The following is a 25,387-nucleotide window of genomic DNA, read 5'->3' as shown; positions in this document are numbered from 1 at the left end:
GCGCACGCGAGACGAGACGTACCGTCTCGTGTTATGGTGAAGCCCTCCTGAACCCGGACCGATGAGGATGACGCCATGCCCCGATTGACCGACCCCCTACGCCGCGACGAGACCTTCGTGGCGGTCACGGACGGCAACCGCCTGTGGGTGGAGACGGCCGGCGACCCGGAGCGTCCCGCCCTGTTGCTGGTGATGGGCGCCAACGCGAGCGGGCTGGGCTGGCCCGACGAGCTGGTCGAGCTGCTGGCCCGCGACCACTTCGTCGTCCGCTACGACCACCGCGACACCGGACGCTCCACCCATGCCTTCGACGAGCGCCCCTACCCGATCCGGGCGCTGGCGGACGACGCGATCGCGGTCCTCGACGCGCTGCGGATCGCGCGTGCCCATGTGGTCGGGATGTCTCTGGGCGGCACGCTGGTGCAGTTGCTGCTCCTGGACCACCCGGACCGGCTGCTGAGCGCCACGATCTTCGGCTCCGCCCTGCTCGGCGGCGCGGCCCCCGATCCGGCCATCGCCGACGACGACCTGCCCGGGCCGGACCCCCGGCTGCTCGCCCTGTGGGCGGAGCTCGGTCAGGAGCGCGACCAGGAGGCGGAGCTGCGCTGGCGCGTCGAGCACTGGCGGGTGCTGAACGGCGACGTCCTGCCGTTCGACGCCGAGGAGTTCGCCGGGCTCGAACGCCGGATCGCCGCCCACAGCGGCACCTGGCGCGGTCCCGTCGCCCATGCCCTGGCCGACCAGTCGGGCATGGCCCGCGGGGCCGAGCTCGCGCACGTCACGGTGCCCACCCTGGTGATCGACGCGCCGGAGGACCCCATCACCCCGCCGCCGCACGCCGCCCGGCTGGCCCGCGCCATCCCCAGCGCCACCCTCGTCACCGTGCCCGGCCTCGGCCACGCCCTGCCCCGCGCGGTCGTACCGTCCCTCGCCGCGGCGATCACCGCACACACCGGCCGCCCTTCGTGACACGGTCGAGGCACCACCCACACAGCAGCACGCCGACCTGACCGAGCGGGCTAGAGCGGACCGGCGTCACGGGTCGTCGGCATCCGCTCGGGCGGGGCACCGTCGAGCCGGTTCCCGGTCCGTACGCTGTGCAGGACGTCCCGGACCGCGGCGATCACCAGCTCGGGATCGTCGTGCCGGTGGCGCGCGGCCTCCTGGCCGCCGGTGCCCGGAACGCTCCGTACCCGACCTTGGCGTGCTCTATCGTCTGCTGAGCGACCGCTGATCGGAAAGGACCCCCCCTTGCGTATCGAGCACAAGCCCGCCACCGGCGGCGACGAGCTGGTCGAGCGGGTGCATGCCCTGCTGGCGGCGCCCCGGCCCTGGTCCGTCACCCAGGTGGGCGACCCCGTGCTGCGCCGCCCGGCCCAGCCGTACGACGGCCAGCTCCCCGACGGCCTGCTGCGCAAGCTGCTCGACGCGATGTTCCTGCACCTGCCGGGCGTCGGGGTGGGGCTCGCCGCGCCGCAGGTGGGCATCCCGCTGGCGCTGGCCGTCATCGAGGACCCCGCCGACGTGCCGCCGGAGATCGCCGCGGAGCGCGAGCGCGTGCGCCAGCCGCCGCTGGAGCTCGTCAATCCCGTCGTCACCCCCTTGGGGTCCCGCTATCACGCCTTCTACGAGGGGTGCCTCAGCGTCGAAGGGCTTACCGCCGTCGTCCCGCGCCATGCGGAGGTGCGGCTGTCGGCGCTCGACGGGAGCGGGCACGCGTACGAGATGGAGCTGTCCGGCTGGCCGGCCCGGATCGCCCAGCACGAGACCGACCACCTCAAGGGCATGCTCTACCTCGACCGCGCGGAGCCGCGCTCCCTGTCGACCACCGCCAACTACGAGCGCTTCTGGGCTCCCCCGCAGGCCCAGGGCTGACGACCGGCCCGGCGATCCACCGGCCGCTCAAGGAGGAGGCGCGGCGATCCGTACGCGGTCGCCGTCGCCGTCGGACAGGAACGCCGCCAGCGCCCGCCCCTGCTCGGCCACGGCCTCGCGGTCGGCCGGGGAGAAGGGGCGCAGCGGGAGGACGGTCACGGTGCCGGCCTCGGCGCTCCAGGTCGCGGCGACCCGGCCGTCGACGAGGACGACGCGGGCGCCGGCGACCGACAGGCCGCGGTGGGCGTCGTCGATGATCCGGCCGCGGTCGTGGTAGCCGAGGATCGCGTTGTCGAAGGCCGGCAGGAACCGTACCGGGGCGGGGGTGTCGGGGTCGGGGCGCTGCGCGCCGGGCAGGTCCAGCAGCTCGCGGCCCCGCTCGTCACGGCAGGCGACCAGCTCCCCGCGCATCGCGGCCACCGCGCCCGGCAGCCCGGCCAGGCCGCACCAGGCGCGCAGGTCGGCCGTGGCGGCGGGACCGAACGCGGCCAGGTAGCGCCGTACGAGCGCCTGGCCCACCGGGTCGCCGCCGTCCGGGGGCAGGGGGTCGATCTCGCGGCCCAGCCAGGACGAGAGCAGCGCGTTGCGCACTCCCGCCCGCGCCCGCCACACCCCGCGCGGCGGCAACTGCACCATCGGCAGGAGCGCGGCCACCAGCATCTCCCCCAGCGCCCGCGCCCCCGGCTCGGGCCACCGCCCGGCCAGCGCCCGGGCGAGCTCGCCCATCGAGCGGGGCTCGCCGTCGGCCATCACCGCCCGGCCCGCCGCGGCGAGCTCGCCGAGGTCCACCCCGGCGAGCTCGCGGCGGTAGGTCCCCAGCACCCGCTGACGCAGCATGGCGTCGTGGCGGGCCCGCCAGGCCAGGACGTCGTCGGCGGCGAGGAGGTGGACGGTGCGCCGCATGAGGTGGGTACGCACCACGCGCCGCCCGGTCAGCAGGTCGGAGAGCACCGCCGGGTGGAACGCGCGCAGCCGCGACCAGAGCCCGACGAACGGTTCCTGCGGTTCCTGCGCCTGCAGTCCGCCGAGGTGCGCGACGGCGTCCAGGGCCGGCATGTCGGAGCGGTCGAGCAGCAGTTGCCGGGCGAGCGTCGCGCGGTTGAGCGCCCGGGTTCCGAGAACGGTCATGCCGCGACGCGCTCGCCGGCCGGCCGCCGCCGCAGCGCCGCCCGGGTCAGGGCCGGCGGCCGGTAGGCGACGTCGAGCGGGCCGATGTCGGTGCCGGGCGGCACGATCTCGTCGATCCTGTCGAGGAGGTCGTCGCCGAGGACGGTGCCGGCGCCGGCCAGCAGGTCGTCGAGCTGCTCCATGGTGCGCGGACCGATGATCGCCGAGGTGACGCCCGGGTGGGCGACCGCGAACGCCATCGCCAGGTGGGTCAAGGGGATCGCGGCCTCCTCGGCCAGCAGGGCGAGTCGCTCGACGGTGTCGAGGGTGCGCTGGTCGGTCATGTGCCTGGGCACCCAGGCCATCCGGTTCCCGGAGGTCCGCGCCTCGCGGCCCTTGCGGTAGCGGCCGGTGAGCAGGCCCATGGCGAGCGGGCTCCACACGAGCGCGCCCATGCCGTAGCGCTCGCAGACCGGCAGCACCTCGCGCTCGACGCCGCGGTTGACCAGCGAGTACGGCGGCTGCTCGGTGCGGAAGCGCGCCAGGCCGCGCCGCTCGGCCACCCACTGGGCCTCGACGATGTCCGCGGCCGGGAAGTTGGAGGTGCCGATGGCGCGCACCTTGCCGCTGCGCATGAGGTCGGTCAGCGCGGAGAGGGTCTCCTCGATGTCGGTCCGCGGGTCCGGGTGGTGGATCTGGTAGAGGTCGATGTGGTCGGTACGCAGGCGGCGCAGCGAGTGCTCGACCTCGGTGACGATCCAGCGCCGGGAGTTGCCGGCCCGGTTGGGGTCGTCGCCCATCGGGCCGTTCACCTTGGTGGCCAGGACGATGTCGTCGCGGCGGCCCTTGAGCGCCTTGCCGACGATCTCCTCGGTCTCGCTGTAGGAGTAGACGTCGGCGGTGTCGATGAAGTTGATCCCGGCGTCGACGGCCCGGTGGATGATGCGGGCGCAGTCGTCGTGGTCGGGATTGCCGACCCGGCCGAACAGCATGGTGCCCAGGCAATAGGGGCTGACCTGTATTCCGGTGCGTCCCAAAGGCCGCATTCTCATGTGGTTGTCCCTTCGATCTTCCTCTGGGGGCGTGGTGCGGCGTCCCGCACCACGCCGGACGCTCAGCCGTTGTATTCGCTCGCGACGTCCACGACCCAGACGACACCGAAGCGGTCCCTGAGCATCCCGTAGAGCGGGGACCACTGCGCGGGCTCCAGCGTCCGCACGACGGTCGCCCCGGCGGAGAGCTTCTCCCAGTACGCGGTGACCTCCTCCGCGGTGTCGCCGCGCAGGGAGACGAAGAACGCGTTCTCACCCTGGTCCCACGGCATCCCCGCGGGCACGTCGTACGCCATCACGTGGAAACCGCTGTCCGCGGCCACCTGGCCCCACATCACCTGGTCCGCCGCGGCGGGGTCGTCAACGTTCCCGGCGTCCTTGTAGGTGACGACGGCGAGGTGACCGCCGAACACGGACCGGTAGAACTCGAGCGCCGCGCGGGCGTCGCCCCGGAAGTTCAGGTGGGTGACGGACTTGACGGACATTCTTGGCTCCTGACTTCGATCATTCGTCGTGCACGCCGTCGTCCGGCGCGGGACAAACAGTCGCAGGAGTAGCGGTCAGGGTGTGGCCGCTACTTGCGGCAACATGGAGGGCATGCCGAAAACTTCAGCGCGGCTGCTGGCGTTGCTCTCGCTGCTCCAGACGCGCCGGGACTGGCCGGGAGCGCTGCTGGCCGAGCGGCTGGACATCAGCCCGCGCACCGTGCGCCGCGACGTCGACCGCCTGCGCGAGCTCGGCTATCCGATCATGACCTTCAAGGGGCCCGACGGCGGATACCGGCTGGAGGCCGGCGCGGAGCTGCCCCCGTTGCTGTTCGACGACGAGCAGGCCGTCGCCCTGGCCGTCGCGCTCCAGATCGCGGCCACGTCCGGGGCCGGCATCGAGGAGGCCGCGTCGCGCGCGCTGAACACCGTCCGCCAGGTCATGCCCACACGGCTGCGCCACCGGATCGACACCCTCCGGGTCACCGCCGTCGAGCCGCCCGCGACCCGGCCGGAGCCGCCGGTCGGCGGCGGCGTGCTCACCGCGCTCGGCGCCGCCGTCCACGCCCGCGAGGTGCTGCGCTTCGACTACGCCCAGCCGGGAGCCCACGACGGCGGCGGGCAGGCCCCGCCGCGCCGGGTGCAGCCGCACCATCTCGTCACCTGGGGCGGGCGCTGGTACCTCGTCGCCTGGGACCTCGACCGCGAGGACTGGCGCACCTTCCGCGCCGATCGGATCACCCCGCGCACGCCCACCGGGCCCCGCTTCACCCCGCGCGAGCTGCCCGGAGGTGACGTGGCCGGCTTCGTGAGCGGCCGGTTCCGCGGCTCCGACGGCTCGGGCGACTGGCCCTGCCGCGGCGAGGTGATCCTCGACCTGCCCGCCGACATGGTGTCCGGCTACACCCGCGACGGCGTCGTCGAGGCGCTCGGCCCGGACCGCTGCCGGCTCGTCCTGGGCTCGTGGTCCTGGCCCGGCCTGGCCGCCGCCGTCGGCAGGTTCGACGCCGACATCGAGGTCGTCGGGCCGGCCGAGCTCAAGGACGCCTTCGCGCTCCTGGCCCGCCGTTACTCCGCCGCCGCGACCGGCGCGCCCGCCCCGCCCCGCCGCCCGCGAGCCCGTGAGCCCGTGAGCCCGTGAGCCCGTGAGCCCGTGAGCCCGTGAGCCCGTGAGCCCGTGAGCCCGTGAGCCCGTGAGCCCGTGAGCCCGTGAGCCACTTCCGGGACCGGCCACCCCCGGGCGTATCTTCGATTTGAAGATACTCCGGAGTGGAGGAAATATGGACGTCCTTGTCATAGGCGCCGGCGTCGGCGGCCTGGCCGTGGCCCGCGTGCTGCTGGCGGCCGGTCACCAGGTGCGGGTCTTCGAGCAGGCCCCGGCGCCCCGGACGGGCGGCAAGGCCTTACTTGTCTGGAGCAACGGCAACGCCGTGCTGGAGGATCTGGGCGTGAGCCTGGCCGGCGCCGGGGCCCGGATCGACCGGATCGACGGGCTGGCCTCCGACGGCCGGCTGCGTACCACCATGGACATCGCCCACGCGGCCGACCGGTACGGCTTCCCCACCCAGGCCGTCCCCCGAAGCCTCCTGCAGGATCGCCTGACCGACGGGCTGCCCGGCGACCTCGTCCGCTACGGCGTCGCCTGCCGGGACGTCACCCAGGACGGCGACCGGGTCACCGCGGCCTTCGCCGACGGGTCGACCGCCACGGGAGACCTGCTCATCGGGGCCGACGGCCACCACTCGGTCGTACGGCGGCAGCTGTGGGGCGACGGCACCGTCCGACCGGCCACGTTCGGCACGTGGCAGGGGCTGAGCCCGATCGGGATCGACATCACCGACACGACCCGGCACCTCATGATCTCGGGCCGGGAGGGCGCCTGCGGGCTCATGCCGGCCGGGAAGGGCCTGCTGCAGTGGTGGTTCGACGTACGCTGGTCACCCGACGACCCGCGGCCGGCCGCGCCGCTGGCCGAGCTCAGGCGCCGGTTCGGCCACTGGGCCTCGCCCGTTCCCGAGGTGCTCGCCGCCGCCACCGAGCAGGACCTGGAGTTCTTCGGCCACCACTGGAACAGGGTCCGCAAGGTCTGGGGCGAGGGCCGCGTCACGCTGGCCGGCGACGCCGCCCACACGATGCCGCCCACCCTGGGGCAGGGCGCCAACCAGACGCTCGAGGACGCGTGGGTGCTCGGGCGCGAGCTCGCCAAGGGCGGCGACCCGTCGGTACGGCTGCGCGCCTACGAAAGGGCCCGCTACCCGCGCATCTCCCTGGTCTCCCGGCTGGCCAGGCGCAATCCCGCCAACTGGCGCATCCCGCCGATGATCGCCCGGCTGTTCCCCGAGACGATGCAGACCGCCATGCTGGCCCGCTTCAGCAACCGCCTCTCCGATCTTCCGGGGCGGGTGACGCAGGGGTAGGCTCGGGCCCGTCCCGCGTGCAGAGGGGGTCGTGACGTGACCGTGACGGAAGACGATCATGACGGCCGGTCGTCGGCCTGGCACGCGGCCTGGGAAGTGCTGGCCCCCGTGACAGACCTGGTCACGCCGATGGCGGTGCGGGTCGCGGCCTCGCTGGGGCTCACCGATCTGATGGCCGGCGACGCGGTGCCCGTCGAGGAGCTGGCCCGCCGGTCCGGCACCGACGCCGACGCGCTGGCCCGGCTGCTGCGGCTCCTGGCCTGCCGGGGCGTGTTCACCGAACGGGAGCCGGGCAGGTTCGCCGTCAACGGGCCCGCCGCGCTGCTGGCGTCCGGCCACCCGTCCGGCATGCGGGAGCGGCTCGACCTGGGCGGCTTCGGGGGGCAGATGGACCTGGCCTTCACCGGCCTGCTGCACACGGTCCGCACGGGGCAGCCGGCGTGGGAGACGGTCTTCGGCGCCCCGATCTGGCGCTATCTCGCCACGAACCCGCAGATGGGCGCGTCCTTCGACGCGATGATGGCCTCCGTGGCCGACGAGGTCGCCGACGCGGTGCAGGCGTACGACTGGTCCGGCGTGCGGCACGTGGTCGACGTCGGCGGCGGCACCGGGGCCCTGCTCGCCGGCCTGCTGCGCGCCGACCCGGACCTGCGGGCCACGCTCGTGGACCTGCCGGACACCGTGGAGCGGGGCCGGCGGCACCTGGCCGAGAGCGGCCTGGAGGCGCGGTGCGAGTTCGCCGGCCAGAGCTTCTTCGATCCGCTGCCCGCCGGGGGCGACGTGTACGTGGTCAGGCGGGTGGTGCACGACTGGGGCGACGACGAGGCCGTACTGATCCTGCGCCGGTGCGCCGAGGCGGCCGGACCGCACGGACGGGTCGTGGTGATCGACACACCGGGCGACGCCGACGCGGCCATGTTCGCCGAGATGAGCCTGCGCATGCTGGTGCTCAACGGCGGACGCGAGCGCACTGCCGACGACTACGCCGCCATCACCGCCGAGGCCGGGCTCCACCTCGCCGGAGTCCGCAGCACCCCGCTCGGCCACCTCCTCCTCGACTGCGTCCCCCTGGTCAGCCGAAGCTGATGACCGACCGCCTGCCGGAGTGTCCCTCGGCCATGGCGTCGAGCGCCGTGTCGGCGTCGCGCAGGTCGATCGGGGTGAACTGGGGCAGGATGCCGTGCGCCACCGAGAACGCGAGGGTGTCCCGCGCGTCGTGCGGGGAGCCGGACGGATTGATCAGGGTGTGCAACCGGTTGAGCGCCATTGCGCACATCAGCGGGGCCGCGGCGACCGGGTCGAGCCCTTCCGCGGGGTCACGAAGTCGGCCACGACACGCCGGGACCGGCGGCGGCCACCACGCCGGTGATCTCGTGGCCGGGCACGACCGGGAAGCGGGCGATGGGCCAGTGACCCTGGAGCACGTCCAGGTCCGTGTAGCAGACCCCGCACGCGGTGATCTCGACCAGAACCTCGCCCGGGCCGGGTTCGGGCACGTCGCGTTCGGTGACCGTGAGCGGCGCATCGGCCGCGGTGGCAATGGCCGTGAGCATGGGTGGACCTCGGTTTCGGGTTGTCTCCGTAACGTTCTACAACGGTCGCCGCACCGGCCACCGTCGCCACACCGCGACGTGCAGGATCACCACGGTGCTCAGCGCGTTCAACGTGACGTGCGTGGTCCAGCTCCATTCGCGCTCCTGCGGCACGCCGAGGGCGTGGGCGAGCATCGGCAGCGACCAGACCAGTAGCGCGGTGAGGAGTGCCGCGACCGACACGGCGATGGCGCGACCCGGCGCGAGCCTGGTCACCCGGATCGCCGGCCAGGCCTCGAACAGCATGGACACCAGCAGGATGCCGCCGATTCCGGCACCCGCGACCGCGATGATCCGGGTTCCAGGCCAGGTGAGGCCGTCGGCGAGCAGGTAACTGCCCCACCCGCAGGCGATCACGACCGCGTTGCCGAGCAGCAGCCGCAGCCACTCACGGCCGATCCGCGCGAACGGCCAGCCGCGCAAGGCGGTGTAGAAGATCATCTGCCACAGGCCGATCGACGTGCACCAGGCACCGTAGTCCTCCCCCGGAATCGCGTGCGAGCGCACCGCGACCGCCCAGGCGATCAGGCCGAGCAGCCAGCACAGCGCCAGGGCGGCGAGACCGGCCGGGACCCGGCCGAGGCCCCTGAGTGGCCGGCGTTCGCAGACCAGGGTCAGTTGCAGCATGATCGTGAAGATGCCGCCGGCCAGCTGCACCGTGGCCGGATGGGCGCCGGGGTGGGCAGGGCCCGGCGCGAACACGCCGACCAGGTCGGGCCCGTTGACCACGAGCTGGCCGAGCATGGTCAGCAGTACGCCGCCGGCCGCGACGATCGCGGTGTCGTACAGGCCGGACCAGGGGCGCGGGAGCAGCGTGCCGGGCCAGTCCTCCCACCAGAACGCGATCATCGCCATGACCGGCAGCGCGAACGTGATGATCGGCCCGAGCAGGATCAACGAGTGGTGGGCACCGCCCGCGCCGACGGACAGCAGCACGGTGACGGGGACGACGAAGCCCAGGCCGATCAGGCCGCGCAGCGGCTGGTGCCGTCTGGCGGCGGCCAGCGCGGCCGGGCCGAGCGCGTCCGGCCGGCTGACCGACGGGCGGTTGTCGAGGGCGCCGGCAGAGGGTGCGGCCGTCGGCGCCGCCAGCTGCTCAGAGGACATTTTCCAACCGGATCGGCAGCCGGTGCATGCGCCGGCCGGTCGCGTGGTGCACGGCGTTGGCGACCGCCGCGGCCACCCCGACCATGCCGACCTCGCCGACGCCCTTCACGCCGAGGGGGTTGAACAGCAGGTCGGGTTCGTCGATGAACTCGACCTCGATCCGGTGGATGTCGGCGTTGACCGGCACCGGGTACTCCTCCAGCGTGGTGTTGAGGAACCCGCCGAAGCGCTCGTCCACGTCGCTCTCCTCGCGCAGTGCGGCGCTGATCCCCCACACCACGGCGCCCCGCACCTGGCTCGCCGCGGTGACCGGGCTGGCCACCCGGCCGCAGTCGGCGACGCTGACCACCCGCGGCACCCGGATGCGCCGCGTGGTGGGTTCGATCCGCACTTCGACGAAGTGCGCGATCCAGCTGAAGGTGACGAACTCGGGGTAGACCGGGCCGGCGTAGGCGAGGAAGCCGCCGTCGAGCCGCTTGAGGATCTCCGGGGTCTGGCCGGGCGCGAGCGTGGTGGCCTCGGCCGTCACCACCGATCTGCCCTGGGCGCGGACCGCGGCCGCGATGTCCACGCCGCCGGGGCCGGTGACATCCAGGGCTTTGCGCAGCTCCTCGATGGCGGCCCGCACGGCGGGCAGCGCGGTCGCGGTGCCCCAGGAGCCCGCGGTGAGATGCTGCGGCACCAGGCGGGTGTCGCCGACCTGCACGATCACCTTGTTCACCGGCACGCCGAGGTCGCGGGCGACGAGCAGCGCGATGGCCGAGCGGATGCCCTGGCCCATCTCGTGCCCGCCGACGGCCACGGTGACGGTGCCGTCCTGCGCTGCCGTGATGTGCGCGACGGCGGGCACCATGCCGCCCGGATAGCAGCCTGCCGCCACGCCCCAGCCGAGGATCGTACCGTCCTCGGCGATCATCGATCCTGGCCGCGGATCGCGCCGGTCCCAGCCGAACCGGGCCGCGCCGCGACGCAGGCACTCGGCCAGGTGCCGGCCGGAGAACGGCAGACCGGTGACCGGGTCGGCCGCGGCGTCGTTGGCCAGCCGCAGTTCCACCGGGTCGCGGCCGGTCGCGTGGGCGAGCTCGTCCATCGCGGACTCGAACGCGAACATGGCCGGGCTCTCCCACGGCGCGCGCATGAAACCGGGGGTCTGCACATCGGTCCGCACCAGGCGCTGCCGGCCGCGGAACGCGGGCACCGCGTAGAGCCGGGAGGAGACCGTGGTGACCTCGCACGGGAACAGGTCGTGTCTCGAGGTCTGCTGGTCGACCTCGTGGATCGCGGCGAGCAGGTTGCCGTTCTCGTCCGCGCCGAGCCGTACGGTGTGCACCGAGTTCGGGCGGAAGCTGCCGAGGTGGAAGGTCTGCGGCCGGGGCAGCACCATCTTGACCGGCCGGCCGAGCCGGCGGGAGGCGATGGCGATCGGCCCGAGGTGCCCGTACAGGGAGTTCTTGTTGCCGAACCCGCCGCCGATGTAGGGCGAGCTGACCTCGACGTCGGCCGGGTCCAGGCCGAGCTGGGTGGCCAGGCCGAAGCGCACCGCGTTCGCGTTCTGCGTGCTGTCGTCGACGATGAGCCTGTCGCCGTCCCAGCGCACGACGCTCGCGTGCGGTTCCATCGGCACCGCGTGCTGCGCGGGGTGTTCGTAGGTGCCGGTGATCCGCACCGGGCTGGCCTCGAACGCCGCGTCCGCGTCGCCGATGCTGATGTCGGCCAGCGGTGGCAGCGGGATCGCCCGCTCCTGCAGCAGGGTGTCGGCGCCCGCGGCGTCGATCTTCACCGTGAACGGTTCCGGCCGGTACTCGGCCGTGATCAGCCGCGCTGCCTCGGTCGCGGCGACCAGGTTGTCGGCGACGATGAGGGCGATCGGCTGGCCTCGGTAGGCGACGTGGTCGCCGCGCTGTGGTTGCAGGCTCTGCACCGCGTGCCCGCCGGCCATGACGAAGCCGACGTCGCGCAGTTCGTCCGGGCCGAACGTGGTCTCCACCAGCACCACGCCGGGCACGGCCGCGGCGGCCGAGGTGTCGATCGCCACGATGCGGCCCTTGCCGATCCGCGCGGTGGCGAACGCCGCGTACGCGACGCCCTCCGGTACGCGGTCCGCGCTGTAACGAGCCGTGCCGGTGACCTTCTCGTAGGCATCGACGCGGCGGGTGTCCAGCGGTGGCATACCTGTGGCGGGGGTGTCGGTGACGGTCATCGGGTGGCTCGCTCTCCTGCCGCGCGCAGCGCGTCGGCGACCGTGCGAATGCCCAGTTCGACGCGGAATCCGTTGGAGGTGCCGGGGCGGGCCGCGGCGAAGGCGGCCTCTCCGGCCTGGCGGGCGGTCCGCGGGGTCAGCCGCTGACCGAGCAGGCTCCGTTCGGCCTCCGTCGCCCGCCACGGGCGGGTGGCGACACCGCCGAGCGCGATCCGGCACTCGCCGACCACGCCGTCGCCGTCGAGGGTCAGGGCGACGGCGGCCGAGGTGAGGGCGAACGCGTAGGACTCGCGATCGCGAATCTTCAGGTACGTGGATCCACGTCCGGCCGGAGTCGCCGGCACCCTGATGCGGACGATGAGTTCGTCCGGGGCGAGCACGTGTTCGCGGGCCGGGTCGTCGCCGGGTTCGACGTGGAGTTCGGCGATCGGCACGCCGCGTTCGCCGTCAGGTCCGGCAACGTCCACGACGGCGTCGAACGCTATCAGCGCGATGGCGAAGTCGCCGGCGTAGGTGGCGATGCACGAGTCGCTGCCGCCGAGCAGGGCGTGGCCACGGTCGTGGCCGCCGATGGCGGCGCAGCCGCTGCCCGGTTCGCGCTTGTTGCAGGGGAATTCCGAACCGCCGCGGAAGTAGGTACAGCGGGTGCGCTGCAACAGGTTCCCGCCGACGGTCGCCATGTTGCGCAACTGCTGCGACGCGGCGCGCCACAGCGACTCCGACAGGCACGGGTAGCCGGCCTTGATCGCCGGGTGGTCGGCCACGTCGGCCATGCGCGCGCCGGACCCGAGGACCAGCTCCCGCTCGCCGACGTCGATGGTGTTCAGCTCGGCGAGCCGGTGCACGTCGATGACCGCAGGCGGTGCCTCGATGCCCAGCTTCATCAGGTCGTACAGGGTGGTGCCGCCGGCCAGGATCCTGGTGCCGGGCTGGGCGGTGCGCAGCGCGTCCAGGGCGGCGTCCACGGTTTCCGGCGCGAGATAGGTGAAGGCGCGCATGACCTCAGGCCCCGTTCCGCGTCGCGTCCGCGGTCTGCCGGACCGCCGCGACGATGCCCGCGTACGCGCCGCACCGGCAGATGTTGCCGCTGAGGTATTCGCGGATCTCGTCGTCGGTCCCGGTGTGGCCCTCGGCGATGCAGGCGATGCCGGACATGATCTGGCCGGGCGTGCAGTAGCCGCACTGCAACGCGTCGTTGTCGATGAATGCCTGCTGCAACGGGTGCAGGCCGCCGCCGTCACCCGCGACGCCCTCGATGGTGGTGACGGCCTGACCGGCGACCTGAACCGCGGGCGTCAGGCAGGACACCACCCGCCGGCCGTCCACGTGCACCGTACAGGCGCCGCAATGGCCCTGGTCGCAGCCCTTCTTCGAGCCGGTCGACGCGAGCCGCTCGCGCAGCACGTCGAGCAGCGATTCCCTCGGGTCCAACCTGAGCCGGACCTGCTCGCCGTTCACCGTGCAGGCGAGCTCCACCGTCAAGTCATTCATCGACATGCCGCAACCCTTCGTAGGCCATCCAGGTTGCTCCGGCCGTGCGTCGTTACCCAGACCCCCGCTCCGCGTACGTCCCGTGTGCCTACCACCAGCAGGGTCAGGCCGGCGGTATCGACCCTGCCCACCTGGCGTGATACTGGAGGCATGGCTACCCGTCCCGGCCTCCGCACCGACCCGGCAGCGGTGCCGGGCCCCGGCCCGGAACCGGGGCATGAGCGGCACCTGGACCCGCGCGCCGAGCTGAGCGCGTTCCTGCGCACCCGCCGGGCCCGGCTGAAGCCGGGCGACGTGGGGCTGGCCGAGCACGGCCGGTCACGCCGGGTGCCGGGCCTGAGGCGGGAGGAGCTGGCCCAGCTCGCCGGGGTCTCGGTGGCCTATTACACCCGCCTCGAACAGGGCAACGCCCGCAACGTCTCGGTCGAGGTGCTGGACGCGATCTCCGGTGCGCTCAAGCTCTCCGACGCCGAGCACGCCCACCTGCTGCACCTCGCCAAGCCGAAGGAGCGCAGGCGGCGGCCCGCGCCGCAGCGCCAGCCGGTGCGGCCCGCGTTGCTGGACCTGCTGACGGCGATGGAGGGCGTGCCCGCGTACGTGTGGGGCCGCCGAACCGACGTGCTGGCGTGGAACCGCACTGCCTCGGCGCTCTTCGGCGACTGGGCGGCGCGGGCCCCGCAGGAGCGGAACTGGGCCAGGATCGCCTTCCTCGACCCGGCGGCCCGGCGGCTCTTCGCCGACTGGGAGGCCAAGGCTTCCGACGTGGTGGGGAACCTGCGGCTGGACGCCGGGCTGCACGCGGACGATCCGCTGCTCGCGGCGCTGATCGGGGAGTTGTCCAGGAAGAGCGGGGACTTCCGCAGGCTGTGGGCGGCCCACGACGTCAAGAGGAAGGCGTACGGCAGCGTACGGATCAGGCACCCGCTGGCGGGTGAGCTGACGCTCCGCTACGAGAACTTCACGCTTCCCGGCGATCAGGAGCAGTCGGTGTCGACCTACCACGCCGAGCCCGGTTCGGCGTCGGAGGAGGCGCTGCGCCTGCTGGGGCGCGGACGCGTCCCGTGACCGGTCGGCCGGCGGCCGCTGAGCCCGCTCAGGCCCGCCCGCCGGGCCCCTCGGGTCGCCGGCAGGCCGCCGTCCATGTGCAGGTCGTGGGAGGTTGATCCCGGTGGCGGGGCGCGGTCAGGCGCGGAAGACCTTCCGGAGGAGCTCGGCGAACTCGGCGGGGTGCGTGGTCAGGCCGGTGTGCCCGCCGGGGAAGTGCACGAGCTCCGTGCCGAAGCGCTCGGCCAGGAACGCCGCCGGTCGGTAGGGCAGCTCGCCGGCCGAGTCCTGGCCGCACGCCAGCACCAGCCGGTCCGAGAGCCGCTCCAGCCGGTGGACGTCCGGGGTGTAGGACATGAACGCGGGGACGATGCGCCCGACGAAGTAGGGCAGGTTGGCCATCGTCTGCTCGGCCCGTGCCGCCGCCTGCGGCGGAAGCCTGACCTCGGCCCCGGCCCCGGCGTCGGCATCGGCGTCGGCCTCGCCGCCGTCCCCGTCCCCGTCCTTCTTCAGCCCCGCCGCGAACACGGCCATCGCCGGCATGAGCCCCTCCGCGCGGAACGTCTCGCGTACGCGGGCGATGAGGGCACGATGCTCGTCGGCGTCCGGCAGGACCTCCACCACGGGCGGCTCGTGCGCGACGACGCGTTCGAGGCGTTCGGGGTGGGTGGCGAGCAGGTGCAGGGAGACGATCGCGCCCGAGCTGGCGCCGAACACGCGGGCGGGCTCGCCCGGCGACAGCAGCTCCAGCAGCCGATACGCGTCGTCGGCGTGCTCGGCCACGTGCTGCTCGGCGTCCGGATCGTCCAGCGTGCTGCGGGACATGCCGCGCGGGTCGTAGGTCACGACCGTGTGGTCGGCGGCCAGATCGCCGGCGACGCCGTCGAAGGACGCCGCCCCGCCCGACCCTCCGGGGATCAGCAGCAGCAGGGGCCCTTCGCCGCGTACCTCGTAGTGCAGGGTGGCGCCGCTCACGCGCAGGCTGCCGGCGGTCGGGGTGGTCATTTCTGGTCTCCTTCTCGGGACGGGGGCCAACGCTCCAGAAGGGTGTGCAGGGCGTCGAGGGCACGGACCCAGGTCTGCTGCGGCGAGCGCTCGTGGGCGAACCCGCCCGCCGCCTCCAACGCGACGAACCCGTGGAACGTGCTGCGCAGCACGCGCACCGCGTCGGTCAGGTCGGGCTCGGCCAGCCCGTAGGCGCGCAGCATGCTGTAGGTCAGCTCGATCGCGCGCCGCGGTCCCGGCGCCTTCGCGACCAGCTCCGGGTCGATCTGGATCGGGGTCTGCGTCGCGGTGTAGCGGCCCGGATGCTCGCGGGCGTAGTCGCGCCAGGCGTTCGCGAACGCGACCAGCGCGTCCCTGCCCGCGCGGCCGGCGGTCGCCTCGGCGATGCGGACGGTCTTCTCGTCCGCGGCCAGCAGCGCGATCCGCCCGCGCAGGTCCTCCACGTTACGGACGTGGGTGTAGAGGCTCGCGTCCTTCACGCCCAGCCGCCGCGCCACCTCCGACATGGTCACCTGTTCGAACCCGACCTCGTCCGCCAGCTCGGCGCCCGCGATCGTCACCCGCTCCACCGTCAGCCCCGCCCGCACCATGCGCTGTCCTTCCTAGGCTCTCTAGGTATAGCCTAGAGGGCCTAGGTTGCAAAACGGATTTCCGGCGGACGCACCCTCGCCCGGGAAGGCGGCGGCCCGGCTCAGCCGATGACGAGCCGGGCCGTCCGCCGGAACGCCGGGCTAGTCGCAGGCCTTCGGCGTGGTGCCGCTGCCCCTGTTGACCCGGCCGATCCCGGCCGTCACGGTCCCCGAAGCCTTGGCGCAGACGCCGCTGGGGGCGTAGACCATGTCGCCCCAGTGGTGCCCGCCGTTCCCCGGGCGGTAGCTGAAGGATCTGCTCGTCCTGCTGGTGAACACGGTGATGCTCCCGGAAGCGCTCTTGGGGACCGTCACCTCGCCCCAGTTGGTGCCGCAGCGGCGGGAGTAGTACAACCGGATCGTGCCCAGGACGTCGCCGATCTCGTTCTTCAGCGCGGCCTTCTTCCCGGTGTTCACCTTGCTGTTGGCACACCCGCTCCGGTACGGGTCCTTTCCGTCGTACGGGTGGGCGCTCGCGGGTCCCGCGGCCATCCCGAGCGACGCGATCGCCGTCACGGACACCGCCACCGCTGCTACGCGGATCCTCATGTCGAACCGACTCCTTTCCGAGGGAAGGTCAGATCGTGTTCCAGCTGGGCCCGATCTCTCCGCCAGGAATGCAATCGGCCTTCCGCCCGGGCGACAAGAAAGAATCGGCGGATATTCGTCCGAACATTGTCCAGAGACGCCGTTGGACAATCCCGGAGAGCAGGACGTGGACCTGAGGTAAAGTACAACGTGCATGGTAATGGATAAAACGATCGTTGCAAGAGATGCGGAGAACCCGGGCTATGACCAGCACGAACAGCACGCCGTCACGGCCACGCGGAGGGCTGGCCGACAAGCGCCGGGCGATCCTCGCCGGGGCGCTCACGGTGTTCGCCCGTGACGGCTACACCCGGGCCAGCATCGACGCCATCGCCTCCACCGCGGGGGTCTCCACCCGTACCATCTACAACCACTTCACCGACAAGACCGAGCTGTTCCGCACCGTCATCCAGGAGAGCGCCGGACGGGCCGCCGAGGCGCAGATCGCCGTCATCGACCGCCACCTGCGCAAGATCACCGACCTGGAGTCCGACCTCGTGGAGTTCGGCCGCGACTTCGCCCGGCCGATGACCGCCGAGCACGCGGAGCACTTCGCCCTCGTACGCCAGATCAACGCCGAGGCCGGGCACGTCCCCCAGGCCGTCATCGACGCCTGGCAGGAGACCGGGCCGCTACGGGTCCGCCGCGAGCTCGCCGGCCACCTGCGGCGGTGGGCGGAGCAGGGGCTGCTGCGCACCGACGACCCCGACCGGGCCGCCCTCCACCTCATGCTGCTGATCGCCGCGGGCACCCCGCCCTATCTCGTAGCCGCTCCCGACGAGCGGGAGGTGGACGAGATGGTCACCTCCGGCGTCCGCGCCTTCCTGCACGGCTACCTCGCCTGACGGCGGCCACGAGCCACCGGTGCGCCCCCGGCGCCGAGACTCAGCGCGGCCACCGGCAGGACGAAGGCGTGCGATCTGCCGAAAATATGACACTTGACGCGGAAATGACCGTTTCCGGCAGGGAGCTTGACGGTCGATTCACCGGGCGGACACGACCGCTTCATAGCCTCGGTCGAATGGCAAAGCTGACATGGATCGCGGGAATCGTCGCTCTGACCCTGGCCGCCTGCGCGGCCGGTCTGAGCGGAGCCGTGATACTCACCCGCGAGGACGTGCCGCAGAGCCCGCCCGTCATGAAATCGATCTACGCCTCCGGATCCAGCGCGCAGAAGGGCGCGATGGACGCCTGGCGGGCCGAGTTCCACCGGGACCACCCCGGGCTGCGCGTGCACTACCAGGACAACGGATCTGGGGCGGGGATCCGTGACTTCGTCGCGGGCACCACCGCGTTCGCCGGCTCCGACGTCGCGATGCGGCCCTGCGAGCAGGTGCGGGCCGACCGGCGCTGCGGCAACCGCGCCGTACACCTGCCCATGGTCGTGGGGCCCATCGCCCTGGCCTACAACGTGCCGTCCGTACCGGATCTCAAGCTCTCACCGACCACCATGACCGGCATCTTCAGCGGGCGGATCACCAGGTGGGACGCCCCGCAGATCGTCGCCGACAACCCCGGCAGGCGCCTGCCGCGCACCGACATCCGGGTCTTCCACCGCGCCGACGACTCGGGCACGACCCACAACTTCACCAGTTACCTCAAGGCGGCGGGCCACTGGCCGCACCAGCCGTCCAGGAAGTGGAACGGCGCCGGGCAGAGCGTCACCGGCTCCACCGGGGTCACCAAGGCCGTCCAGCACACCGTGGACTCCATCGGATACGTGGAGTACGGCTTCGCCAGCGAGGCCCGCCTGCGGACCGCCCGGGTCCGCAACGCCTCCGGCCAGTTCGTCGCGCTCTCGCCCCAGAGCGCCTCCAAGGCCCTCGAAGGCGCCAAGATCGTCGGCAGGGACGACGACCTGGTGGTGCGCTTCGACTACCGGACCAAGGTCCGGGCCGCCTACCCGATCGTCCTGGTCACGTACGAGATCGCCTGCTCCCAGAACACCGACCCGCTGGTGCGGGCCTTCCTGCGCTACACCGCCGGCGACGCCGGCCAGTCCAACCTCTCCCTGTACGGCTACGCCCCGCTCCCGCACGACCTCCTCGCCAAGGTACGCGCCCGCCTCGGGGTCACCGGTTGACCGGCCCGAGAGGCCTCCCGCAGGCCCATGCCCGAGGGGCATACACTCTTGCCCATGACGCAAGACTTCGACCTGGACAGCGTGATCAGGCAGCGCATCAGGGGCCTGCGGCTGGCGCGGGGCTGGTCGCTGGACGTGCTCGCGGCCCGCTGCCACATCAGCCCGTCCAACCTGAGCCGCATCGAGACCGGGCGCCGCAGGATCGCGCTCGACCAGCTCGTCCCCATCGCCCGGGCCCTGGACACCACGCTCGACCAGCTCGTGGAGTCCGCCGACGACCAGGACGTGGTGATCCGGCCGCAGCCCTGTCACACTCCCGGGCTGACGAGCTGGCTCCTGTCGCGCGAGCGCTCCCTCCACGGGGTGACCGTGGCGAAGCTGCGCATCACCCCCGACCGGCCCGCCGGCGCCGAGCATCTGAAGGTGCACCCCGGCCACGAGTGGTTCACCGTGCTGTCCGGGACCGCCCGGCTGCACCTGGGCGAGCGCACGATCCTGGTCGAGGCGGGCGACGCGGCGGAGTTCTCGACCATGACGCCGCATTCGATCGGCGCCCACGAGGGTCCCGTGGAGCTCCTCACCATCCTGGACCACAGCGGGGGGCGCATCCACCTGGACGAGGTCCCGGCGCCCTGACGCCGCCGTCCGGCGCCGCCGGGCGGGGACCGGTTGACCGCCTCCCCAGGGCCGCACCCGGGCGACGAACGGCAGGGCGAGAACCCGCGCCACCAGGGCCGCGGCCGCCATCGCCCCGAACGACAGCAATGGTCAAGCGCGGCCCACCCGGCCGTCCGGATCCGGCGCGGCGCGGAAGGAGGCGCGGTAGGACTGCGGGGTGACGCCGACGACGCGCTTGAACCGCTCGCGGAAGGCGGTCGCCGAGCCGAACCCGGCCTGCGCCGCGATGCGCTCGACGCCGTGGTCGGTGGTCTCCAGCAGGAACTGCGCCCGGCGTACGCGGGCCCGCAGCAGCCACTGCAGCGGCGTGGTGCCGGTGTGCTCCCGGAACCGCCGGCTGAACGTACGCTCGCTGAGCCCGCCGCGCCCGGCCATGTCCGCGAGGGTGACCTCCTGGGCGAGGTTGTCCTCGATCCAGGAGAGCACCGGCTCCAGCAGCGACCCCTGCGGCACGGGCGGCTGGGCGTGCACGATGAACTGCGCCTGCCCGCCCTCCCGCTCCAGGGGCATCACCGACAGCCGGGCCGAGTCGGCGGCCACCGCCGAGCCGAGGTCCCGCCGGATGATGTGCAGGCACAGGTCCAGGCCGGCGGCGGCCCCGGCGGAGGTCAGGATCTGCCCGTTGTCGACGTAGAGCACGTCGGGCCGCACGTCCACCAGCGGGAACCGCTCGGCCAGCCGGTGGGCGGCCACCCAGTGCGTGGTCGCGCTCAGCCCGTCCAGCAGCCCGGCCTCCGCCAGGGTGAACGCTCCCGCGCAGATGGAGGCGATCCGGGTGCCGGTGGCCGCCGCGGCGCGCAGGGCGTCGAGCACCTCGGGCCCGGGCGGCGAGCCCTGCTCGGAGCAGCCCGGCACCATGATCGTGTCAGCCTCCCGGAGCGCCTCCAGGCCGTGCGGGGCGATGATCGTGAAGGTGTCGGTGACCACCTGCGGCGTGGCCGCGCAGACCAGGACGCGGTACGGGCGGCGCCCGTCGGCCAGCCGGGCACGCCCGAACGCCTCGATCGGGGTCGCCATGTCGGCCGCCACCACATGGTCCAGAGCCAAGACCGCCACCGTGTGCATGGGGACACGGTAGGCGAGAACTCGCCATCCACGAAAGAGCAGGTCAGCCAGTTGCCTGGCCGGCTTTCCCAGACCGTGCCGGGTGGCGGGAACCCGTTGGAAATTGTCGATTCAGCCCATGGGGCGCCGATGGACGGCCGTTCTAGCCTTGCTCCGCACGATTCCGCCACCCGGGAAATTGGAGCTGCACGTATGCGTGCTCAAGTGGTCCTGTTCGATGGTTCCGACCCGATGGAGGTCGTCGCGCCGTACGAGGTCCTGAACGCCACCAAGGTGACCGGGCAGCGGGGGGCCGGGGCCGGCCGATGACGAAGCTCTTCCTCTCCGTACACGTCCTGGCCGCCATCGTCGCCATCGGTCCGGTGACCGTGGCGGCCGGCATGTTCCCGGCGGCGGTGCGCCGCGCCCGGGAGGGCGGGCCGGGCTCGCCCGCGCTCGCCTCCGTGCGGCTGCTGCACCGCATCTGCCGCGTCTACTCCGTCGTCGGGCTGGCCGTGCCGGTCTTCGGCTTCGCCACCGCCGGCAGTCTCGGGGTCCTCACCGACGCGTGGCTGATCACCTCGATCGTGCTCACCGCCGCGGCAGCCGGCGTCCTCGCGCTGCTCGTCCTTCCCGGCCAGGAGCGCCTCCTCACCGACCTGGACCACACCGGCACCGGCACCTCGACGGTACGGGCCGCCACGGCCCGCCTGGGCATGCTCACCGGCGTCTTCAACCTGCTCTGGGCCATCGTGACGGTCCTGATGATCGTCCGCCCCGGCTCCACGACGGGGGTGTGAGCGTGAGCCGTACCGGACAACCCCTGCGCATCGCCGCCGCGGTCGAGCTCGGCTCGCTCGTCGTCCTGCTGGGCAACCTCGCCACCGCGCACCTGCCCGCCGTCTCCTCCCTCATGGGCCCCCTCCACGGCTGCGCGTACCTGTTCACCGTCATCGCCGCCGCCCGCCACCCGCGGCGCAGCCTGGCCACGACCGGCCTGGCGCTGCTGCCGGGAATCGGCGGGCTGCTGGCCGTGCGGCGCCTGGCCGTGCGGCGGCCGGCCGCGACGGCGGAGCGAGCCGAGCAGGTCCGCCCCCGCTGACGACGCCCCCATCACCCCTGTTCGCAGAACGGAATGTCGCTCCCCATGCTGTCCTTCATCCTGCCGATCGTGATCGGCCTCGTCGCCGTCTGCTGCATGTCCCTGGTCCCCGAGCCGCACCGGCGCCGCCTCAACGCCGTCGTGGTGGGCGGCGCGGGCGCCGCCTATCTCAGCGGGGGCGGGCTCGGCTACTGGGAGCTCGTCCTGCCGGTCGTTATGAGTTACGTGGCGTACCGGGGGCTGGAGAGCTGGACCTTCATCGGCATCGGCTGGCTGCTGCACACCGCCTGGGACGTGGTGCACCACCTGAAGGGCAGCCCCATCCTCCCCTTCGCCGAGCACTCCTCCTTCGGCTGCGCGATCTGCGACCCGGTGATCGCGCTGTGGTGCTTCGCGGGCGGGCCGTCGATCACCGGCTGGATCCGCGCCCGCCTGTCCCGCCGGTCCGGGGCTGGAGAGCCGGTGCAGGAGGCCGATAGCGTTCGCTCATGAGTCAAGCACGGCAGGACCGGCACGCCGTCGTGATCCCCGGCCGGAACTACGGACCGCAGGTGGGCATGCTCTTCTACGCGGGCCAGGCGGCCGCCCGTCGTGGTGCCCGCCTCGAGCTGATCCGCTGGGCCGCGCCGGAGGACCACCCCCTGGAGGAGTGGCCGTCCTGGGTCCATGGGCAGGTCAAACCCGTCGTGGAGCCGCTGCCCGGGCCGCTGCTGATCGGCAAGTCGCTCGGCTCGTTCGGCGCGGCCGTGGCGGCGGATCGCGGCCTGCCGGCGGTGTGGCTGACGCCGCTGATCACCCGGCCCGCCTGCCTGGACGCGCTGCGCCGGGCCACGGCACCGTTCCTGCTGATCGGCGGCACGGCGGACCCCTCCTGGGACGGGGCGGTGGCGCGGGAGCTCACGCCGTACGTGCTGGAGATCGGCGGCGGTGACCACGGCCTGATGCTGCCGGGCCCCCTGCACGAGAGCACCGAGGCGCTCGGGCGGGTGACCACGGCCATCGAGAGCTTCCTCGACGACGTCGTCTGGCGCGTGGGACACGCGTGACCCCCGACCACCGGCTCAAGGCCTTCGGCGATCAGCTGATCAGCGTGCACTCCTGGCTCCGCGACGAGCTGGCCGGGCTCCGCGAGGGCATCGACGCCCATCTGGCGGGCCACGCCGGACGCCCCCGCGACCTCCGTGCTCACTGCCTGGCCTTCTGCTCCGCCCTGGAGCGCCACCACACGGGCGAGGACGCCGCCGCGTTTCCCACCCTCGCCGAGCAGTTCCCCGAGCTGCGCCCCGTGCTGGAGGAGCTGACCCGCGACCACCACCAGGTCAGCGAGATCCTCCGCAAGCTGCAGGAGCTGCTCGACACCCTGGACACGGACGCGGCGGCACAGCCCCGGGACGTACGGGCCGAGCTGGACGGCCTGGCCGCGCTGCTGGAGTCACACTTCACCTACGAGGAGCGGAAGATCGTCACGGCCCTCAACACGCTGAACGCCCCCGCCTGGAACGGCGCGGCCCCCGACTTCCTGCGAACGGACCGGTCCCCGGCGTGACCGGCCGCACACCGCGGCTCACCGCCGAGCTGCTCGTCGACGCCGCCCTGCCCCGGTCCCCGGTGATCTCCCCGGACGGCTCCCGGGTCGCGTACGTGGCGCCCCCGGCCGGCGAGCTGTGGGTGGCGTCGGCAGGCTCGCCTCCCGCGCGGCTGCCCTGCGGCACGGGGTGCGAGGGGCCTCCGAGGTGGGCGCCGGACTCGATGTCGATCTTCTTCCGGTCGGACGGGCAACTGCACCGGCTACGCCTCGACGGCGGCGCACCCGAACCCCTGACCACCTGGCGGGGCAGGATCTCCGGCCACGAGCCGCTCGCCGACGGCCGGACGGTCGCCGTGATCGCCACGGACGAGCCCGACGACGCGGACGGGTGTGGCGACGCGCTGGTGTGGGGGAAGAGCGGGCGCAACGACCGGTTGCGCCTGCTCGATCTCGGCACGCGCGAGCTGCGGGCGGTGGACGGGCTCGGCGGCCGGCACGTCGTCGAGGCGGTCCAGCGACCGGACGGCGGCCCGCTGGCGGTGATCAGCTGGGCCTGCCCGGAGGTCGATCCCGGCACGTACACCGCCGAGCTCCACGTGGTGGATCCCGGGACCGGGACGGTCCGCGATCTCGGCGGGGTCGAGCTCGAGGCCCGTTCCCTGTGCTGGTGGCTGGCGCGGGACGGCTGGCACGTGGCCTATCTGGCGGTGACCCCGCCCGGTCCGGTCGGCGGCTGTGCCGTGTTCGACGTCGCGGTGTCCGGCCCGGCGGGTGAGCATCGCAACCTGACCTCGGACATGACCGTCTGCCCCGCCGAGCTGGCGCAGACCGCGTCCGGCTCGGCGCTGGCGCTGTTCGCCGACGGCCTCGACACCGCCGTATACCGGCTGGACCCCGGTTCGCGGCGCTTCGAGCGCGTGTCCACCCGTGCCGGCCGGCTCGACTCGCTCACCGCGAGCCGCTCGGGTGCGGCGATCGCGGTGGTGGCGAGCACCGCCCACGCTCCGCGCAGCGTCGACTCCGGGCCGCCCGCCGGCCCGCTGATCCGGCTCGGCGACACCACGCCGGAGCTGCGCCGGATCAGGTGGGGAACGCAGGAACGCCTGTCCTACCGGGCCGGCGACGGGCTCGGCCTCGACGGGCTGCTGATCCTGCCGCCGGGCCGGCGCCGCCAGGACGGCCCCTTCCCGCTCGTCACCCTGGTGCACGGCGGCCCGTACGCGCGGCACGCCGACGAGTTCGGCGGTGGCTCGTTCCCCCCGGGGCAGTGGCTCGCGACCGCCGGGTACGCGGTCTTCCTGCCCAATCCCCGGGGCGGTGAGGGCCATGGCCACGCGTTCGCGGCGGCGGTGGCGGGCCGGGTCGGCCTGGACGAATGGTCCGACATCAGCAGCGGGATCGACACGCTGATCGACGCCGGGGTCGCGGATCCGGATCGCCTCGGGATCGGCGGGTGGAGCCACGGCGGCTTCATGGCGGCCTGGGCGGTGGGGCAGACCGATCGGTTCAGGGCCGCGATCATGGGCGCCGGGATCAGCGACTGGGGAATGCAGGCGGCGACCGGGGAGCTCGGCACGCTGGAGGCGGGGCTGGGCGGCAGCGTCGGCTGGGAGGGGCCGGGGCCGCACCGCCACGACGAGCTCAGCCCGATCTCGTACGCCTCGAAGATCCGTACGCCGGTGCTGATCCTGCACGGAGAGAACGACACGAACGTGCCCCTCGGTCAGGCGACGTTCTTTCACCGGGCGCTGCTTCGCTTCGGCGTCGAGCACGAGTTCGTGGTCTACCCGCGAGAGGGGCACGCGTTCAGGGAGCGCGGTCACCGGCTCGACGTGCTCCGGCGTACGCGTGAGTGGTTCGACCGGTGGCTCGGCGAGCCGGCCCCGGGTCACGGCCGCACCGCTGACCAGCCCCTCAGGAGCCGGCGTACTCGCTGAACCACCGCCGCGCGTCCTCGACGCTGCCGACCCGCCTCCACTCGCAGCCGCCGGAGAGGACGTACGCGGCGATGATGCCGTCCTCGCCCTCTTCGTGGACGATGATGTGCTTCGGGCCGCGCGGCTCCGGTCCGGAGCTGTCCGCCGACAGCGTGATCCGGTTGGCCTGCCGCGCCTCGCGGGTCAGCTCGAAGGTGAAACGGCAGTGGCCGGCCGGGGCCATGTACACGCCGGGCGGCACCGTCCCGGGCAGGTGGCGGCCGTCGGTGACGACGGGCCCTCCGGCCTGGGCGGGAAGGTCGCGGGGCAGCCCGGGGAACAGGTCGTGCCAGGTGGGCGGCTCGGCCCGGGCGGGTCCGACACCGACGAGGAGCGCGGCCAGCACGGAGCCGGCGGCGGCGTACCTGAGCGGCGTCTGCATCC

The 25,387-nt window shown here is 73.2% G+C and carries 29 protein-coding genes; 15 read left to right on the top strand and 14 right to left on the bottom strand.

All coding sequences use genetic code 11. The annotated features are described in order from the left end of the window. The first annotated feature begins 75 nt into the window (after positions 1–75). On the top strand, positions 76–969 hold the full coding sequence (locus tag ACTWPW_RS39010; RefSeq protein WP_375108147.1) for an alpha/beta fold hydrolase: 894 nt from the start codon (positions 76–78) through the stop codon (positions 967–969). A 282-nt stretch (positions 970–1,251) separates the two neighbouring features. Continuing rightward, positions 1,252–1,875: a peptide deformylase gene (locus ACTWPW_RS39005; RefSeq protein ID WP_443171613.1), complete on the top strand. Its 624-nt coding sequence runs from the start codon at positions 1,252–1,254 to the stop codon at positions 1,873–1,875. Between the two features lie 27 nt (positions 1,876–1,902). On the opposite strand, the gene ACTWPW_RS39000 is transcribed toward ACTWPW_RS39005, so the two are convergent. From ACTWPW_RS39000 to ACTWPW_RS38990, 3 genes are all read right to left on the bottom strand, one after another. Then, positions 1,903–3,003 (bottom strand): winged helix DNA-binding domain-containing protein, encoded by a 1,101-nt coding sequence (locus ACTWPW_RS39000; protein ID WP_443171612.1) that lies wholly within the window; start codon positions 3,001–3,003, stop codon positions 1,903–1,905. Next, positions 3,000–4,028 carry an aldo/keto reductase gene (locus ACTWPW_RS38995; protein ID WP_443171633.1) on the bottom strand — a complete coding sequence of 343 codons (1,029 nt, stop codon included), beginning with the start codon at positions 4,026–4,028 and terminating at the stop codon, positions 3,000–3,002. Before ACTWPW_RS38995 ends, ACTWPW_RS39000 begins: the two co-directional genes overlap by 4 nt. Positions 4,029–4,096: 68 nt before the next feature. Further along, the gene (locus tag ACTWPW_RS38990) at positions 4,097–4,519 is read right to left on the bottom strand and encodes a VOC family protein (RefSeq protein ID WP_443171611.1); all 423 of its coding nucleotides are present in this window, start codon (positions 4,517–4,519) and stop codon (positions 4,097–4,099) included. Positions 4,520–4,631: 112 nt separating this feature from the next. Here ACTWPW_RS38990 and ACTWPW_RS38985 point away from each other — a divergent pair, with 112 nt between their 5' ends. The 3 genes from ACTWPW_RS38985 to ACTWPW_RS38975 all read left to right on the top strand — a co-directional run bounded on the left by ACTWPW_RS38985 (position 4,632) and on the right by ACTWPW_RS38975 (position 8,022). Further along, positions 4,632–5,660, top strand: coding sequence for a helix-turn-helix transcriptional regulator (locus ACTWPW_RS38985; RefSeq protein WP_443171610.1), 1,029 nt, complete (start codon positions 4,632–4,634; stop codon positions 5,658–5,660). A gap of 139 nt (positions 5,661–5,799) precedes the next feature. After that, positions 5,800–6,936, top strand: coding sequence for an FAD-dependent oxidoreductase (locus tag ACTWPW_RS38980; protein WP_443171609.1), 1,137 nt, complete (start codon positions 5,800–5,802; stop codon positions 6,934–6,936). A gap of 36 nt (positions 6,937–6,972) precedes the next feature. Further along, positions 6,973–8,022 carry a methyltransferase gene (locus ACTWPW_RS38975; RefSeq protein WP_443171608.1) on the top strand — a complete coding sequence of 350 codons (1,050 nt, stop codon included), beginning with the start codon at positions 6,973–6,975 and terminating at the stop codon, positions 8,020–8,022. Here ACTWPW_RS38975 and ACTWPW_RS38970 read toward each other — a convergent pair. From ACTWPW_RS38970 to ACTWPW_RS38945, 6 genes are read right to left on the bottom strand one after another with little or no spacing between them, the layout of a single operon-like run. Next, positions 8,009–8,203 carry a hypothetical protein gene (locus tag ACTWPW_RS38970; RefSeq protein ID WP_443171607.1) on the bottom strand — a complete coding sequence of 65 codons (195 nt, stop codon included), beginning with the start codon at positions 8,201–8,203 and terminating at the stop codon, positions 8,009–8,011. The genes ACTWPW_RS38975 and ACTWPW_RS38970 overlap by 14 nt on opposite strands. A 49-nt stretch (positions 8,204–8,252) precedes the next feature. After that, positions 8,253–8,489, bottom strand: a complete 237-nt coding sequence (locus ACTWPW_RS38965; RefSeq protein ID WP_443171606.1) for an alcohol dehydrogenase catalytic domain-containing protein — start codon at positions 8,487–8,489, stop codon at positions 8,253–8,255. Between the two features lie 36 nt (positions 8,490–8,525). After that, complete coding sequence (locus tag ACTWPW_RS38960; RefSeq protein WP_443171605.1) at positions 8,526–9,635, bottom strand: hypothetical protein; 1,110 nt, start codon at positions 9,633–9,635, stop codon at positions 8,526–8,528. Beyond that, the gene (locus tag ACTWPW_RS38955) at positions 9,625–11,835 is read right to left on the bottom strand and encodes a xanthine dehydrogenase family protein molybdopterin-binding subunit (RefSeq protein WP_443171604.1); all 2,211 of its coding nucleotides are present in this window, start codon (positions 11,833–11,835) and stop codon (positions 9,625–9,627) included. The genes ACTWPW_RS38960 and ACTWPW_RS38955 overlap by 11 nt, the downstream gene beginning before the upstream one ends. Beyond that, positions 11,832–12,833, bottom strand: a complete 1,002-nt coding sequence (locus tag ACTWPW_RS38950; protein ID WP_443171603.1) for an FAD binding domain-containing protein — start codon at positions 12,831–12,833, stop codon at positions 11,832–11,834. Before ACTWPW_RS38950 ends, ACTWPW_RS38955 begins: the two co-directional genes overlap by 4 nt. A gap of 4 nt (positions 12,834–12,837) precedes the next feature. Continuing rightward, positions 12,838–13,326 (bottom strand): (2Fe-2S)-binding protein, encoded by a 489-nt coding sequence (locus tag ACTWPW_RS38945; protein WP_375108159.1) that lies wholly within the window; start codon positions 13,324–13,326, stop codon positions 12,838–12,840. A 150-nt stretch (positions 13,327–13,476) separates the two neighbouring features. Between ACTWPW_RS38945 and ACTWPW_RS38940 the strand changes: the two genes are divergently transcribed. Then, positions 13,477–14,391, top strand: a complete 915-nt coding sequence (locus ACTWPW_RS38940; RefSeq protein ID WP_443171602.1) for a helix-turn-helix domain-containing protein — start codon at positions 13,477–13,479, stop codon at positions 14,389–14,391. Positions 14,392–14,508: 117 nt separating this feature from the next. Here the strand turns inward: ACTWPW_RS38940 and ACTWPW_RS38935 are convergent, their stop codons facing one another. The 3 genes from ACTWPW_RS38935 to ACTWPW_RS38925 all read right to left on the bottom strand — a co-directional run bounded on the left by ACTWPW_RS38935 (position 14,509) and on the right by ACTWPW_RS38925 (position 16,553). Beyond that, a complete protein-coding gene (locus ACTWPW_RS38935; protein ID WP_443171601.1) occupies positions 14,509–15,375 on the bottom strand; it encodes an alpha/beta fold hydrolase in 867 nt (288 codons plus the stop codon). Continuing rightward, entirely contained in the window at positions 15,372–15,965 is a 594-nt protein-coding gene (locus ACTWPW_RS38930) for a TetR/AcrR family transcriptional regulator (RefSeq protein WP_375108162.1), read from the bottom strand. Before ACTWPW_RS38930 ends, ACTWPW_RS38935 begins: the two co-directional genes overlap by 4 nt. 141 nt (positions 15,966–16,106) lie before the next feature. Continuing rightward, a complete protein-coding gene (locus tag ACTWPW_RS38925; RefSeq protein WP_364121411.1) occupies positions 16,107–16,553 on the bottom strand; it encodes a DUF2690 domain-containing protein in 447 nt (148 codons plus the stop codon). 242 nt (positions 16,554–16,795) lie between these two features. Between ACTWPW_RS38925 and ACTWPW_RS38920 the strand changes: the two genes are divergently transcribed. From ACTWPW_RS38920 to ACTWPW_RS38910, 3 genes are all read left to right on the top strand, one after another. Next, positions 16,796–17,437: a TetR/AcrR family transcriptional regulator gene (locus tag ACTWPW_RS38920; RefSeq protein WP_443171600.1), complete on the top strand. Its 642-nt coding sequence runs from the start codon at positions 16,796–16,798 to the stop codon at positions 17,435–17,437. Positions 17,438–17,613: 176 nt separating this feature from the next. Then, positions 17,614–18,675 (top strand): phosphate ABC transporter substrate-binding protein PstS, encoded by a 1,062-nt coding sequence (gene pstS / locus ACTWPW_RS38915; protein WP_375108164.1) that lies wholly within the window; start codon positions 17,614–17,616, stop codon positions 18,673–18,675. Between the two features lie 54 nt (positions 18,676–18,729). After that, complete coding sequence (locus ACTWPW_RS38910) at positions 18,730–19,311, top strand: helix-turn-helix domain-containing protein (protein WP_375108165.1); 582 nt, start codon at positions 18,730–18,732, stop codon at positions 19,309–19,311. A 132-nt stretch (positions 19,312–19,443) separates the two neighbouring features. On the opposite strand, the gene ACTWPW_RS38905 is transcribed toward ACTWPW_RS38910, so the two are convergent. Next, on the bottom strand, positions 19,444–20,418 hold the full coding sequence (locus tag ACTWPW_RS38905; RefSeq protein ID WP_375108166.1) for a GlxA family transcriptional regulator: 975 nt from the start codon (positions 20,416–20,418) through the stop codon (positions 19,444–19,446). Between the two features lie 305 nt (positions 20,419–20,723). Between ACTWPW_RS38905 and ACTWPW_RS38900 the strand changes: the two genes are divergently transcribed. From ACTWPW_RS38900 to ACTWPW_RS38875, 6 genes are read left to right on the top strand one after another with little or no spacing between them, the layout of a single operon-like run. Continuing rightward, positions 20,724–21,197, top strand: a complete 474-nt coding sequence (locus tag ACTWPW_RS38900; protein WP_443171599.1) for a hypothetical protein — start codon at positions 20,724–20,726, stop codon at positions 21,195–21,197. 2 nt (positions 21,198–21,199) lie between these two features. Beyond that, positions 21,200–21,499, top strand: coding sequence for a hypothetical protein (locus tag ACTWPW_RS38895; RefSeq protein WP_375108168.1), 300 nt, complete (start codon positions 21,200–21,202; stop codon positions 21,497–21,499). Between the two features lie 45 nt (positions 21,500–21,544). Further along, entirely contained in the window at positions 21,545–21,991 is a 447-nt protein-coding gene (locus ACTWPW_RS38890) for a DUF6010 family protein (RefSeq protein WP_443171598.1), read from the top strand. Beyond that, positions 21,988–22,545, top strand: a complete 558-nt coding sequence (locus tag ACTWPW_RS38885) for a hypothetical protein (RefSeq protein ID WP_375108170.1) — start codon at positions 21,988–21,990, stop codon at positions 22,543–22,545. The genes ACTWPW_RS38890 and ACTWPW_RS38885 overlap by 4 nt, the downstream gene beginning before the upstream one ends. Further along, on the top strand, positions 22,542–23,045 hold the full coding sequence (locus ACTWPW_RS38880; RefSeq protein WP_443171597.1) for a hemerythrin domain-containing protein: 504 nt from the start codon (positions 22,542–22,544) through the stop codon (positions 23,043–23,045). Before ACTWPW_RS38885 ends, ACTWPW_RS38880 begins: the two co-directional genes overlap by 4 nt. Continuing rightward, the gene (locus ACTWPW_RS38875; RefSeq protein WP_443171596.1) at positions 23,042–24,964 is read left to right on the top strand and encodes a S9 family peptidase; all 1,923 of its coding nucleotides are present in this window, start codon (positions 23,042–23,044) and stop codon (positions 24,962–24,964) included. The genes ACTWPW_RS38880 and ACTWPW_RS38875 overlap by 4 nt, the downstream gene beginning before the upstream one ends. Here the strand turns inward: ACTWPW_RS38875 and ACTWPW_RS38870 are convergent. Then, a complete protein-coding gene (locus tag ACTWPW_RS38870) occupies positions 24,942–25,385 on the bottom strand; it encodes a hypothetical protein (RefSeq protein ID WP_375108173.1) in 444 nt (147 codons plus the stop codon). The two genes, ACTWPW_RS38875 and ACTWPW_RS38870, sit on opposite strands and share 23 nt — an antisense overlap. Positions 25,386–25,387: the final 2 nt, after the last annotated feature.

The organism is Nonomuraea sp. KM90, from assembly GCF_052246675.1.
GTDB lineage: Bacteria > Actinomycetota > Actinomycetes > Streptosporangiales > Streptosporangiaceae > Nonomuraea.
Note: the sequence above shows the minus strand (reverse complement) of the source record. Positions and strands in the feature narration are given on the sequence as shown.

Coding starts and splice junctions, on each gene's coding strand:
- ACTWPW_RS39010 (WP_375108147.1), top strand. CDS start 76: ATGCCCCGATTGACCGACCCCCTACGCCGCGACGAGACCTTCGTGGCG.
- ACTWPW_RS39000 (WP_443171612.1), bottom strand. CDS start 3,003: ATGACCGTTCTCGGAACCCGGGCGCTCAACCGCGCGACGCTCGCCCGG.
- ACTWPW_RS38995 (WP_443171633.1), bottom strand. CDS start 4,028: ATGCGGCCTTTGGGACGCACCGGAATACAGGTCAGCCCCTATTGCCTG.
- ACTWPW_RS38990 (WP_443171611.1), bottom strand. CDS start 4,519: ATGTCCGTCAAGTCCGTCACCCACCTGAACTTCCGGGGCGACGCCCGC.
- ACTWPW_RS38985 (WP_443171610.1), top strand. CDS start 4,632: ATGCCGAAAACTTCAGCGCGGCTGCTGGCGTTGCTCTCGCTGCTCCAG.
- ACTWPW_RS38980 (WP_443171609.1), top strand. CDS start 5,800: ATGGACGTCCTTGTCATAGGCGCCGGCGTCGGCGGCCTGGCCGTGGCC.
- ACTWPW_RS38970 (WP_443171607.1), bottom strand. CDS start 8,203: ATGGCGCTCAACCGGTTGCACACCCTGATCAATCCGTCCGGCTCCCCG.
- ACTWPW_RS38965 (WP_443171606.1), bottom strand. CDS start 8,489: ATGCTCACGGCCATTGCCACCGCGGCCGATGCGCCGCTCACGGTCACC.
- ACTWPW_RS38960 (WP_443171605.1), bottom strand. CDS start 9,635: ATGTCCTCTGAGCAGCTGGCGGCGCCGACGGCCGCACCCTCTGCCGGC.
- ACTWPW_RS38955 (WP_443171604.1), bottom strand. CDS start 11,835: ATGACCGTCACCGACACCCCCGCCACAGGTATGCCACCGCTGGACACC.
- ACTWPW_RS38950 (WP_443171603.1), bottom strand. CDS start 12,833: ATGCGCGCCTTCACCTATCTCGCGCCGGAAACCGTGGACGCCGCCCTG.
- ACTWPW_RS38945 (WP_375108159.1), bottom strand. CDS start 13,326: ATGAATGACTTGACGGTGGAGCTCGCCTGCACGGTGAACGGCGAGCAG.
- ACTWPW_RS38940 (WP_443171602.1), top strand. CDS start 13,477: ATGGCTACCCGTCCCGGCCTCCGCACCGACCCGGCAGCGGTGCCGGGC.
- ACTWPW_RS38935 (WP_443171601.1), bottom strand. CDS start 15,375: ATGACCACCCCGACCGCCGGCAGCCTGCGCGTGAGCGGCGCCACCCTG.
- ACTWPW_RS38930 (WP_375108162.1), bottom strand. CDS start 15,965: ATGGTGCGGGCGGGGCTGACGGTGGAGCGGGTGACGATCGCGGGCGCC.
- ACTWPW_RS38925 (WP_364121411.1), bottom strand. CDS start 16,553: ATGAGGATCCGCGTAGCAGCGGTGGCGGTGTCCGTGACGGCGATCGCG.
- ACTWPW_RS38920 (WP_443171600.1), top strand. CDS start 16,796: ATGACCAGCACGAACAGCACGCCGTCACGGCCACGCGGAGGGCTGGCC.
- pstS (WP_375108164.1), top strand. CDS start 17,614: ATGGCAAAGCTGACATGGATCGCGGGAATCGTCGCTCTGACCCTGGCC.
- ACTWPW_RS38910 (WP_375108165.1), top strand. CDS start 18,730: ATGACGCAAGACTTCGACCTGGACAGCGTGATCAGGCAGCGCATCAGG.
- ACTWPW_RS38905 (WP_375108166.1), bottom strand. CDS start 20,418: ATGCACACGGTGGCGGTCTTGGCTCTGGACCATGTGGTGGCGGCCGAC.
- ACTWPW_RS38900 (WP_443171599.1), top strand. CDS start 20,724: ATGACGAAGCTCTTCCTCTCCGTACACGTCCTGGCCGCCATCGTCGCC.
- ACTWPW_RS38890 (WP_443171598.1), top strand. CDS start 21,545: ATGCTGTCCTTCATCCTGCCGATCGTGATCGGCCTCGTCGCCGTCTGC.
- ACTWPW_RS38885 (WP_375108170.1), top strand. CDS start 21,988: ATGAGTCAAGCACGGCAGGACCGGCACGCCGTCGTGATCCCCGGCCGG.
- ACTWPW_RS38870 (WP_375108173.1), bottom strand. CDS start 25,385: ATGCAGACGCCGCTCAGGTACGCCGCCGCCGGCTCCGTGCTGGCCGCG.